Here is an 11,025-nt window from a genome sequence, read left to right as displayed (position 1 = left end):
AACCAAGAAATTCTCATACCGTTATCTGGTCCGCAGATTTACGCAGACGAACACGATGCTCAAACGGCCAGAATGGCGATGTGGCGGAGGGCTTGCGCCAAAGTAGGCTGCAATAATCTTCGCGAACCGGTTGTCCGGCCATTGCCGGGCTTCGATCGGTGTCCCGATACCCAACCCGCCGCGCCGTGTTCCCGAAGCCGGGCGACCAGCCGCTCAAGCCGCCGCACGCTCAAATCCGGCCGTTCGGCCGCCTGGCCGGGCTTGAGCCGACACCCGGCTACCGCCTCGATGACTTTCAGCCGATCTGCTTCACGGATCGTCATCGTGATCCGTTCTGTCGCAGTCGTCGAAGCTCCCGGCGCCGGACAGCTTACGAGGGGTCGAAAAGCGGGGGCTCCTTGATTTTTATGCAGGTTACCCACTCCGCCGTGTACGGCTTCGCAACCGCACGCCACGCTGACCGCCCGATTACCGTTTTGTAATCCATGGCGTTTGCGCACGCACGCAGCGATTCCCTGTCGCCGTTTGCCGGTAACATCGCCGGATGTCCCCACGAAAGCAACGGAGCCGGCCGTGCGTATCCTGATAGTCGAAGACGAACCGAAGACGGGCGCATACCTGAAGAAGGGGCTCGAGGAATCGGGCTTCAGCGTCGATCTCGCGAAGGACGGCGGCGAAGGGCTGACGCTCGCGCAGGAAGAGCGTTACGACGTGATCGTGCTCGACGTGATGCTGCCCGTGCTCGACGGCTGGGGCGTGCTCAAGCGGCTGCGCGACACGCATACGACGCCGGTGCTGTTCCTGACCGCACGCGACGACGTGCAGGATCGCGTGCACGGCCTCGAACTCGGCGCCGACGACTACCTCGTGAAGCCGTTCGCGTTCGTCGAGCTGCTTGCCCGCATCCGCACACTCGCGCGTCGCGGGCCGCCGCGCGAGACCGAACACCTGGCGGTCGGCGATCTGGAAATCGACGTGGTGCGCCGCCGCGTGAAGCGCGGCGCCACGCGCATCGACCTTACGCCGCGCGAATTCTCGCTGCTGCAGCTGCTCGCGCGCCGGCAGGGCGAGGTGCTGAGCCGCACGCAGATCGCGTCGTACGTGTGGGACATGAATTTCGACAGCGACACCAACGTCGTCGAGGTCGCGATCCGACGCCTGCGCGCAAAGATCGACGACGCGTTTCCGGTCAAGCTGATCCATACCGTGCGCGGCGTCGGCTACGTGCTCGAACCGAAGGACGACGCATGACGCGGCCGCGCTCGCTTGCCGCGACGCTCGCGCTCGCGTTCGCCGCGACCACGCTTGCCGCGTTTGCGCTGGTCGGCGCATACGTCTATGCGGGCCTCGAACGGCAGGTGAACACGCAGGACGACCTCGACATCGTGCTGGCCGCGCGCCACACGCGCCGGCTCGCGGGCGAGCTCGAGTCGCTCGATGCAGTCCGCACGCATGCCGAGCGGTTGACGAGCCAGGTGCTCGGCAACGAGGCGCTGTCGATGGCCGCCGTCGATGCGCGCGGCGACGTGCTCGCGCGCCACAACGTGCGGCTCGCCGCGCTCGACGATGCGCCTGCCGCCGCATCGGTTCCACTTGCCGATGCGCAACTGTTCGCGCCGCATGCGGTGCCGGTTCCGGCGGACGAGCGGATCACGGCCGACCAGCTCGTCACGTGGACGGCCGACAGCGGCACGCCGATGCGCGGCGTCGTGATCGAGGCTGCGCTCGGCGACCGCACGCCGATCCGCGTCGCGATCGCGCGCAACATGCACGACCGCGCCGACCTGCTCGACGGCTACCGCGACCGGCTCGAGATCGCCGGCGGGCTCGGCGCGCTGTTTGCGCTGCTGCTCGGCTACTGGCTGATCCGCACGGCGCTCGCGCCGCTGCGCGAGATCGTCGACAACACCGGCCGGATCACGGTCGACAAGCTCGACACGCGGCTCGACGCGTCGCGTGCACCGAGCGAGCTGCGCGCGCTCGTCGATGCGCAGAACGCGATGCTCGGCCGCCTGCAGCAAGCGTTCGCGCATCTGTCGCAATTCAGCGCCGATCTCGCGCACGACCTGCGCACGCCGCTGAACAACATGCGCGGCGCCACCGAAGTCGCGCTCGCGCGGCCGCGTTCGGTCGACGAGTATCAGACGCTGCTCGAATCGAATCTCGAGGAATACGATCGTCTCGCGCGGATGATCGAGAACGTGCTGTTTCTCGCGCGCGCCGAGCATCCGAGCTTCGTCACGCGGCAGCGTGCGTTCGACGTGCACGACGAACTCGAGCGCATCGCGGAGTATTTCGAGGGGCTCGCCGACGAAGCGGGCTCGACATTGCGCGTCGAAGGACGGGGGCATCTGACTGCCGACGTCGAGCTGTTCCGCCGCGCGGTGGGCAACCTGCTCGCGAACGCGCTGCGTTACACGCCGGCCGGGGGCGTCATTACGCTGAGTGTCGATGACGCCGCCGACGCGGTGCGCGTCGTCGTCGCGAATCCGGGCGAGCGGATCGATCCCGCGCTGCTGCCGCGGATCTTCGACCGGTTCGTGCGCGGCGACCCCGCACGCAGCGGCGGTGCGCCGGGCGGCACGGCCGGGCTCGGCCTCGCGATCGTGCGCTCGGTGATGGAACTGCACGGCGGCACCGCGCAGGTCGAAAGCGATGCGCGCGGCACGCGCTTCGTGCTCACGTTCAACCGGCCGACGGCTGCGTGACCGCGGGGTCGGGCAACGCGGCTGCCGGACGTTCGTCCGTGCCGGTTTTCGATTCCGCGTCCGCGCTCGCTTGCCAGCCGCCGCCCAGCGCCTTCAGCAGGCCGACCGCGGCCTCCATCCGGCGCGCGTCGATCTGGTCGGCCGTGCGCCGGTTCGTCAGCGCGATCGTCTGTGCGGTCACCACGTCCAGATAGCTGACGGCACCCGCGTTGAAGCGATTCGTCGTCAGCCGCAGCGACAGGTCGGCCGCATCGGTCGCGCGCTGCTGGCTGCCGGCTTCGGACGCGAGCGCATCGAGCGTCGACAACTGATCCTCGACCTGCTGGAACGCGACGAGTGCGGTCTGCCGGTAGTCGGCGACCGCGCCGTCGTATTGCGCATGCGCGCCGCGCAGCGATGCGCTGCGGCGACCGCCGTCGAACAGCGTGCCGGCGAGTTGCGGGCCGAGCGACCAGAACAGGCTCGGCGCGGCGAGCCACGGCGCGAAGAACGAACTCTCGAGCCCTGCGCTCGCCGACAGCACGAGATCGGGAAAGAACGCGGCACGCGCCTCACCGATCTGCGCGTTCGCAGCCGCGACACGACGCTCGGCCGCCGCGATATCGGGCCGCCGTTCGAGCAGTTGCGACGGCACGCCGGTCGGGATGGCCGGCACGTGGAACGCCTGCACGCGCGGCGGCAGCGCGAACGTCGACGCGCTTTCGCCGACGAGCGTCGCGATCGCGTGCTGCAACTGCGCACGCGACGCGTCGATGTCGGTGTCCTGCGTGCGCGTCGATTCGAGTTGCGTGTCGGCTTGCGCGACCGCCGACGCGTCGATCGCACCGGCCGCGAGCTGCTGCTTGAGCAGCGTCAGCGCGTCCGCGTACGCGCGCACCGTGTCGTCGAGCAGCCGCTTCTGCGTGTCGAGCGAGCGCAGTGCGAAATAGTCAGTCGCGAGTTCGGCCGTGACCGACAGCTTCACGGCCTGCAGGTCGGCCGCGCTCGCTGCTGCGTTCGCCTGCGCGTCCGTCACCGCGTCGCGCACGCGACCGAACAAGTCGGGCTCCCAGCTCGCGGCCACGCCGGCCTGGTAGTCGGGTGTCGTCTTGCCGGCGAGCGACGAGCCGAGCCGGTTCTGTGACACGCGCGCGCGGCTCTGCGCAGCGCCTGCCGTGATCGTCGGCAGGAATCCGGCGTGCTGGTAGTCGACCATCGCGCGTGCCTGCTGCAGATCGGCGACGGCTTTCTTCACCGTCTGGTTCGACACGTCGACGCGCGCTTCGAGCGCGTTCAGGTCGGCGTCGCCGAACACGGTCCACCACGCACCGCGCGCGGCGGCATCGGCCGGCATCGCGACATGCCAGCCGGCCTGCGCGGCCGGTGCGCCCGCGTAGTGCGCGGGTACCGTGACGGCGGGCGGCGAATAGGGCGGCAACGTCGAGCACGCGGTCAACGTGGCCAACGCCGCGGCGGCGCCGAGTGCGACGGCGTGGCGGGCGAACGGGAGCGGGGGAGGAAGGCGCATGGCAGGTATCTCGTGAGTCGTCGTCGATGGGTCAGCCGCGGGCGGCCGCGGGAGCGGGCGTCGACGCGGCCGGCGCGGTGCCGGCCGCGCGCAGCGGCGGCACGTCGCTGGCAGCGGCCGCGGCCCCCGTTTGCGCGGCCTGCGCCGACGAAGGGGACGAAGGGGACGAAGGGGACGAAGGGGACGAAGGGGACGAAGGGGACGAAGCGGCCACCGGTGCCGCGGCGCGCACGGTCGACACGATCTTCACGGCTTCGCCGGCCGTGATCGCGTCGCCCGGGTTGTCGATCACGCGATCGGTCGCCGCGAGCCCCTCGACGATCTCCACGCGCGTGCCGAAGTCGCGCCCGATCTGCACGGTCTTCAGTGCGGTTCGCCCGTTCGTACCGACGGTGGCGACCGTCACGCCGTTCGGGCGGAACAACAGCGCACTGACCGGCAGGTCGAGCGCCGGCGCCGCGCTCGGCACGACGAGATGCGCCTGCGCATACGCACCGGGCATCAGCGCGCCGTCGCGGTTGTCGACGTCGATCTCGACGCGCAGCGTGCGCGTGACGGGATCGATCGCGCCCGCGCTGCGCGCGACACGCGCGGCAAAGCGCCGCCCCGGATACTGCGGCGTCGTCAGGTAGACCGGCGTGCCGGTCGATACGCCGGTCGCGCTGTCCTGCGGCACGTCGACAAACACGCGCAGCGTGTCCGTCTGTTCGAGATGGAACAGTTCCCCGGACAGGCCCGGGCTGCCTGGTGTGCCGCCCGCCGTGACCAGCGTGCCGACGTCGACGCTGCGTGCGGTGATCACGCCGTCGAACGGCGCGGTGACGGACTCGTACGACACGAGTTCGGCAAGGTGCGCGACGTTCGCCTGTGCGGACGCGAGCATCGCGCGCTTCGCGTTCATGTCCGCGACCTTCGTGTCGGTGTCCTGCTGCGACACCGATTGCGTTTTCAGCATGTCCTGCCAGCGCTGCGCGGTCGATTTCGCATAGTCGTAGTTCGCCTGCGCGCTCGCTTCGTCGGCGCGCGCCTGGCGCAACTGCGCGTCGAGATCGGGCGCCGAGATCTGCGCGAGCGTCTGGCCGGCCTTCACGTGCGTGCCGAGATCGACGCTCCAGTGCGCGATGTAGCCGCTCGTGCGCGCGTAGATCGACGCGTCCGCATACGGCGCCACCGAGCCGGGCAACGTCAGCGTCTGGTCGGCCGGCGCCGCGCCGGGCACGATGACCGACACCGGCAGCGCCTGCTGCGCGGCCACCTGCGCACGCTGCGCGGCGCGTGCATCGATACGCGGCACGATGCCGAGCGCGAGCAGCGCTACGGCGAGCGCAGCGGCCGCGAACGGTACTGCGAGCTTGCGGCCGCGGCGGGCCGGCGGGGTGTCGGGCGCGGCGCCGCGCGCGGCGGACGGCACGGCGGTGGCCGCTTCGGCGGCGGGCGGCGGGGCGACGGGTTCGATCGAGTCGTTCATGATGGGTCCGGGGTCGGGCGAATCGAAGGATGAGAAGGGGGGCCGTCCGAACTCAACGCAGCGCCGGCGTGTCGGGCGCGTGCTGCGTGCGCCGCGCGGCCGCAGTGTCGCGGCGCCGCGCGAGCCATGCGTGGACGAAGCCGAACAGCACCGGGACGAACAGCAGCGTCGAGAACGTGCCGAACGCGAGGCCGCCGATCACCGCGCGGCCGAGCGGCGCGTTCTGCTCGCCGCCGTCGCCGAGGCCGAGCGCCATCGGCAACATGCCGATCAGCATCGCGAGCGCGGTCATCACGACGGGCCGGAAGCGGCTGAAGCCTGCGTCGAGCGCCGCCTGCCACGGCGACGCGCCGCCCGCGAGCAGCTCGCGCGCCGCGTTCACGACGAGAATGCTGTTCGCGGTCGCGATGCCGATGCACAGGATCGTGCCGGTCAGCGCGGGCACCGACAGCGTGGTGCGCGTGACGAACAGCATCCACGCGATGCCGGCGAGCGATGCCGGCAGCCCGCCGACGATCACGAGCGGATCGAGCCACGACTGGAAGTTCACGACCATCAGCAGGTAGACCAGCGAGATCGCGAGCACGAGGCCGCCGAGCAGGCCCGCGAACGACTCGTGCATCGCCTGCACCTGGCCGCGCAGCACGATCGACGAGCCGGGCGGCAGCTGCGCGCGCGCGGCGTCGACGAGCTTCGTCACGTCGGCCGTGACGCCGCCGAGATCGCGCCCCTGCACCGACGCGAAGATGTCGAGCACCGGCTGCACGTTGTAGTGCGACACCACGGCCTGCTGCGTCGAGCGCGAGAACGTGCCGAGCGCGCCGAGCAGGTTCTGCGCGGGCGCGCCCGCGGCCGGGCCGCCAGCCGGCGTCTGCGGCGAGCGCGCGGTGCCGGCGGGCAGCGGCACGTTCGCGAGCGACTGCAGCGAATTCACCGTGTATTGCGGCGTCTGCACGAGCACGGGATAACTGACGCCGTTGCGCGGATCGAGCCAGAAGTTCGGCGTCGTCTGCGAACTGCCGGACAGCGCGATCAGCAGATTTTGCGCGACGTCGCGCTGTTCGAGGCCGGCCTGGATCGCCTTCGTGCGGTCCACGTTCACGTCGATTGCCGGTTCGTCGCCGGGTTGCTGGATACGCGCGTCGACGAGCCCACGCACGCCGCGCAGCTTCGCGAGCAGCGTATTCGCGACCGCGCGGTTCTGGTCGAGCTTGTTGCCGACGATCTGGATGTCGATCGGCGCGGGCAGCCCGAAGTTGAGGATCTGGCTGACGATGTCGGCCGGCAGGAACGCGAACGTCACGCCGGGGAACGACTGCGCGAGCACGTTGCGCAGCTTGGCGACGTATGCGGCGGTCGACGCGTGGTTCGGCTTCAGCGTCACCAGCACGTCGGCGTCCTCGGTGCCGATCGGATCCGACGAGTCGTACGTGAGGTTGATCCCGCTCACCGGCACGCCGATGTTGTCGAGTACGCCAGCGAGTTCGCCCGCCGGAATCACGCTACGGATCTTCGCTTCGACCTCGTCGGTCAGCCGCGCGGTTTCCTCGATCCGCGTGCCGGTCGGTGCGCGCAGATGCAGGCGGATCTCGCCGGTGTCGACCGACGGGAAGAAGTCCTGCCCGGCGAACGCGTAGAGGCCCGTCGACGCGATGCACGCGAGCAGGAACGCGGCCGCGAAGCGGCGGCGCCGCGCGATCGCCGCCGAGAGCAGCGCGCGATAGCGCAGCCGCACGGCCTCGAAGCGATGCTCGAACGCAGCCTGGAAACGCGCCAAATGCACGAGGGGCGCGAATACGCCGCGCGGCGGCCGGCCGTTTCCTTTTGCGCGCATCAGCGCCATCGCGAGGGTCGGCACCAGCGTGCGCGAGAAGAAGTACGACGCGATCATCGCGAAGATCACGGCCTCGGCCAGCGGCACGAACAGATAGCGCGCGACGCCCGTGAGCAGGAACATCGGCACGAACACGATGCAGATCGACAGCGTCGACACGAAGGTCGGCACCGCGATTTCTCCCGAGCCGGTCAGGATCGCGTCCTCGAGCGGCGCGCCGAGCTCGAGATGATGCGTGATGTTCTCGATCGCGACGGTCGCGTCGTCGACGAGGATCCCGACCGCGAGCGCGAGTCCGCCGAGCGTCATGATGTTGATGGTCTGGCCGAGCGCGGACAGCGCGAGCAGCGACGTGAGCACCGCGAGCGGGATCGTGATCGCGATGATCAGCGTCGCGCGCCAGCTGCCGAGAAACAGCAGGATCATCAGCGCGGTCAGGCACGCGGCGATCAGCGCCTCGCGCACGACGCCCTGGACCGCTGCCTTCACGAACACCGACTGATCGTCGAGCGGCGCAATGTGCAGCGCCTTCGGCAGCCCGGCCGCGATCTTCGGCAGCATCGCCTTCACCTGATCGATGATCGTCAGCGTCGACGCGCTGCCGGTCTTCTCGACCGTCAGCAGCGCCGCGCGCTTGCCGTCCGCCCGCACGATGTTGGTCTGCGGTGCGTAGCCGTCGCGAACGTGCGCGACGTCGCGCACGTACACGACATTGCCGCCGATCGTCTTCACCGGCAGATCGTTCAGCGCGGCGACCGTCTGCGTGCTGCCGTTCATCTGCACGTTGTATTCGTGCGTGCCGATCTTCGCGGTGCCGCCCGGCAGGATCAGGTTCTGCGCGTTGATCGCGTTCACGACGTCGATCGGCGCGAGCCCCTTCGCCTGCAGCGCGCGCGTATCGAGATCGACGACGATCTGGCGGATCTTGCCGCCGAACGGCAGCGGCACCGCCGCGCCCTGGACGGTCGCGAGCTGCGTGCGGATGAAGCTGTTGCCGAGGTCGTACAGCTGCTGCTCGGCGAGCGTGTCGCTCGACAGCCCGAGCTGCAGGATCGGCACCGTCGACGCGTTGTACGTGATGATGTTCGGCGGCAACGTGCCGGGCGGCAGGATGCGCAGGATCGACGCGGCATTGCTCGCGGCCTCGGCGATCGCGCGATTGATGTCGGCGCCCGGGTGGAAGAAGATCTTCACGACCGACACGCCGTTCAGCGACTGCGACTCGATGTGCTCGATGTCGTCGACGTCGGACGTGAGCGCGCGCTCGTAGTTCGACGTGATCCGCTTGGCCATGTCCTCCGCGGAGAAGCCGTTGTACGACCAGACGATGCTGACGACCGGAATGTCGATGCTCGGGAAGATATCGGTCGGCGTGCGCAGCAGCGCAAGCGGTCCCGCGATGAAGATCAGCAGCGCGAGTACGACGAACGTGTAAGGCCTGCGTAACGCCAGCCGGACGATCCACATGATGGTGCTCCTCGAAGCAGGGCATGGATGCCGCGTGCGATGCGGCGAGCATGCAGTCTGCCGGCGCGGCGTTGACCCGATCCTGACCCGAGGATTACGAAACCGTTATCTATGCTGGCGCGCAGGTGCGAGTGTCCGACCGGACGGGCCGGCCCGTGACCGACATGCGGCCGCGATCAGATGACAGGACCGTAATCGAAGCCTCACCTTCCCGAAAGCGCGCGAATCGCAGAATGGACACAACTCTTCATCACGTCGATGCGGAGCGGATGTCCGGCCTGATCTGCGGACGCGAACATGCCATCTTGAGAGGTGAACATCATGAACAACCTGATTCGTGCGGTCCTGCTGTCCTGCGCACTGAGCGCACCGGTCTTCGCATATGCGCAAACCACCGACCATACGGTCACGCGGGCCGACGTGCGCGCCGATCTCGTGCGGGTCGAGAAGGCCGGCTATCGGCCAGTCGGTAGCGATCCTTACTATCCAGACGACATCCAGGCCGCGGAAGCGAAGATCGCCGCGCAGCCATCGCAATCGGTGGCTGCACGGCCGAGCGTCGCCGCAAAGACTGCCACGCAATCGCTCGCGTCGCTCGACACGGAACAGCTGTACGAGCATCACTGAGCGCAATTTTCGACCGCCGTCCGCGGCCCGAAGGAAGCGGCCGCGGATTTCGAATGCGTCATCTGCCGGTCGGCGCCGTGCGCGTCGCGATCGCGAGAATGAACGCGTCTGGCAGCACATCGCACGCGCGGTCGTGCCGGCAGCGCATCTTCGGTGCGCCCTCATCGAGTCTTCCCCGGGAGTTTCATCATGCATCGCACACTGATTGCAGCCGCATTGCTCGCCTTTTCCGTCGGTACGCCGGTCGCTGCGTTCGCACAGGCTACGTCGTCCGCCACGACGCGTGCCGACGTGGTTGCCGACCTCATTCAGGCGGAGCGCGACGGCACGCTGCCGACGTCGAACTGGGACTATCCACCGAGCGCGCAGATGATCGCGCGCAATCGCGCGCTGTATGCGATCGCCCATGGCGACCGGCACATGGCAATGGCCATGCCGTTGGCCTCCGTGTCGGCCGCGAGCGCGCCATGAAGCCCGGCCGCGTATCGACATGCGTGACAAGGCTGACGGCCGCCGCGTTGCTCGCGGCGGCCGTGGCCCCAGCTTTCGCGCGCGGGCAGCCGCAATTGCCCAATGACGACGGCGGGCGCGCCAGCGTGCTGCGCGCGCTGGATCCTTGGTTCGACCCGCACCGCATGGGAGTCCACTCCCGGCCGGCTGCCCCTCACGCCGCGCCCGTCAGCCGTGCGCCGAGCGCGATTCCGCGCGTGGACAACAGCGCGCCGGCCGACCGCTGATGAGCATCCCGGCCCGCCAGCGCGGCGTCAAACGCGGTACCGCGGGCGACGTCGCGCAATGCTTCGGCGAGACCAACCGCGTTGTCCGCCGCTTCGCTATGCCCGCCGCCGTGTGCGGGCGCACGACGCATTCAGTGTCGCCGAGCAGGACAGCACGCCCGAACGCCATGCGTGCGGGCGCGAGATCGAGAATGGCCTGCGCGAACCGTGCGGGCGCCGCGTCGACGAGCGCGGCAAGCATTGACGCGAGCAGCCGGTCGCCGGCATCCGCGAGTTTCGTGCGGTTGTCGCCGCGCATCGCACCGGGCGGCAGCGACCCGCCACGCTGCGTGCCGTCGCGCGCGAGGAAGAGCGACGGCAGCGGTGCGGTGAATCAGCTTCCGGTTTACCGGTGTGTCGTCCAGCAAGTAAAGCACTCGATCGTGCAGCACTGCCGGCGATTTCGATACCCGACGTATTTCACGCTAGGTCAACACTGTGTCCAGATGCTCGTCATCCTGCAGCGGCCGATGCGTATCGAAATCGCTCTTCGGTGGCTGCGCGAAGCGTGTGTTGTAAGCAGCGGCGAAGGAGGGCGCATAAGCGTTGGCGCGGGTCCAACTCCACGCATGTGTATCCGAAAGCGTGCAGTGGATAGTCGGACCCGGCCCCGGAACAGAAGCAACTCTTCCGTCGGC

Annotated in this window: 9 protein-coding genes and 1 pseudogene; 4 read left to right on the top strand and 6 right to left on the bottom strand. The window is 69.1% G+C overall.

Annotation, left to right across the window (positions count from 1 at the left end; translation table 11 throughout):
- Positions 1 to 59: 59 nt before the first annotated feature.
- Positions 60 to 323 carry a hypothetical protein gene (locus U4Y91_RS25715; protein WP_415750495.1) on the bottom strand — a complete coding sequence of 88 codons (264 nt, stop codon included), beginning with the start codon at positions 321 to 323 and terminating at the stop codon, positions 60 to 62.
- Between the two features lie 250 nt (positions 324 to 573).
- Here U4Y91_RS25715 and U4Y91_RS25710 point away from each other — a divergent pair, with 250 nt between their 5' ends.
- Together U4Y91_RS25710 and U4Y91_RS25705 are read left to right on the top strand one after the other, a co-directional pair.
- The gene (locus U4Y91_RS25710; protein WP_027786146.1) at positions 574 to 1,251 is read left to right on the top strand and encodes a heavy metal response regulator transcription factor; all 678 of its coding nucleotides are present in this window, start codon (positions 574 to 576) and stop codon (positions 1,249 to 1,251) included.
- Positions 1,248 to 2,708 (top strand): heavy metal sensor histidine kinase, encoded by a 1,461-nt coding sequence (locus U4Y91_RS25705; RefSeq protein ID WP_321807445.1) that lies wholly within the window; start codon positions 1,248 to 1,250, stop codon positions 2,706 to 2,708. The genes U4Y91_RS25710 and U4Y91_RS25705 overlap by 4 nt, the downstream gene beginning before the upstream one ends.
- Here the strand turns inward: U4Y91_RS25705 and U4Y91_RS25700 are convergent.
- From U4Y91_RS25700 to U4Y91_RS25690, 3 genes are read right to left on the bottom strand one after another with little or no spacing between them, the layout of a single operon-like run.
- Entirely contained in the window at positions 2,686 to 4,215 is a 1,530-nt protein-coding gene (locus U4Y91_RS25700) for an efflux transporter outer membrane subunit (protein WP_321807444.1), read from the bottom strand. The two genes, U4Y91_RS25705 and U4Y91_RS25700, sit on opposite strands and share 23 nt — an antisense overlap.
- A gap of 31 nt (positions 4,216 to 4,246) precedes the next feature.
- Positions 4,247 to 5,683, bottom strand: a complete 1,437-nt coding sequence (locus U4Y91_RS25695) for an efflux RND transporter periplasmic adaptor subunit (RefSeq protein ID WP_321807443.1) — start codon at positions 5,681 to 5,683, stop codon at positions 4,247 to 4,249.
- Positions 5,684 to 5,735: 52 nt separating this feature from the next.
- The gene (locus U4Y91_RS25690) at positions 5,736 to 8,984 is read right to left on the bottom strand and encodes an efflux RND transporter permease subunit (protein WP_321807442.1); all 3,249 of its coding nucleotides are present in this window, start codon (positions 8,982 to 8,984) and stop codon (positions 5,736 to 5,738) included.
- 321 nt (positions 8,985 to 9,305) lie between these two features.
- Here U4Y91_RS25690 and U4Y91_RS25685 point away from each other — a divergent pair, with 321 nt between their 5' ends.
- A complete protein-coding gene (locus U4Y91_RS25685) occupies positions 9,306 to 9,611 on the top strand; it encodes a DUF4148 domain-containing protein (protein WP_321807441.1) in 306 nt (101 codons plus the stop codon).
- A gap of 189 nt (positions 9,612 to 9,800) precedes the next feature.
- Positions 9,801 to 10,082, top strand: coding sequence for a DUF4148 domain-containing protein (locus U4Y91_RS25680; protein ID WP_321807440.1), 282 nt, complete (start codon positions 9,801 to 9,803; stop codon positions 10,080 to 10,082).
- A gap of 207 nt (positions 10,083 to 10,289) precedes the next feature.
- On the opposite strand, the gene U4Y91_RS25675 is transcribed toward U4Y91_RS25680, so the two are convergent.
- Both U4Y91_RS25675 and U4Y91_RS25670 read right to left on the bottom strand, forming a co-directional pair.
- Complete coding sequence (locus tag U4Y91_RS25675; protein WP_321807439.1) at positions 10,290 to 10,646, bottom strand: hypothetical protein; 357 nt, start codon at positions 10,644 to 10,646, stop codon at positions 10,290 to 10,292.
- A gap of 55 nt (positions 10,647 to 10,701) precedes the next feature.
- Positions 10,702 to 10,938 (bottom strand): annotated as a pseudogene (locus U4Y91_RS25670) (ISNCY family transposase); the annotation flags it as partial.
- Positions 10,939 to 11,025 lie beyond the last annotated feature (87 nt).

It is taken from the genome of Burkholderia sp. BCC1993 (assembly GCF_905339865.1).
GTDB lineage: Bacteria > Pseudomonadota > Gammaproteobacteria > Burkholderiales > Burkholderiaceae > Burkholderia.
The sequence above is the reverse complement of the archived record's forward strand: the minus strand, read 5'-3'. Positions and strand labels throughout refer to the sequence as shown.

Excerpts from the sequence above, each read along its gene's own strand:
- U4Y91_RS25715 (WP_415750495.1), bottom strand. The coding sequence starts at position 323 with ATGACGATCCGTGAAGCAGATCGGCTGAAAGTCATCGAGGCGGTAGCC.
- U4Y91_RS25705 (WP_321807445.1), top strand. The coding sequence starts at position 1,248 with ATGACGCGGCCGCGCTCGCTTGCCGCGACGCTCGCGCTCGCGTTCGCC.
- U4Y91_RS25700 (WP_321807444.1), bottom strand. The coding sequence starts at position 4,215 with ATGCGCCTTCCTCCCCCGCTCCCGTTCGCCCGCCACGCCGTCGCACTC.
- U4Y91_RS25695 (WP_321807443.1), bottom strand. The coding sequence starts at position 5,683 with ATGAACGACTCGATCGAACCCGTCGCCCCGCCGCCCGCCGCCGAAGCG.
- U4Y91_RS25690 (WP_321807442.1), bottom strand. The coding sequence starts at position 8,984 with ATGTGGATCGTCCGGCTGGCGTTACGCAGGCCTTACACGTTCGTCGTA.
- U4Y91_RS25685 (WP_321807441.1), top strand. The coding sequence starts at position 9,306 with ATGAACAACCTGATTCGTGCGGTCCTGCTGTCCTGCGCACTGAGCGCA.
- U4Y91_RS25680 (WP_321807440.1), top strand. The coding sequence starts at position 9,801 with ATGCATCGCACACTGATTGCAGCCGCATTGCTCGCCTTTTCCGTCGGT.
- U4Y91_RS25675 (WP_321807439.1), bottom strand. The coding sequence starts at position 10,646 with ATGCGCGGCGACAACCGCACGAAACTCGCGGATGCCGGCGACCGGCTG.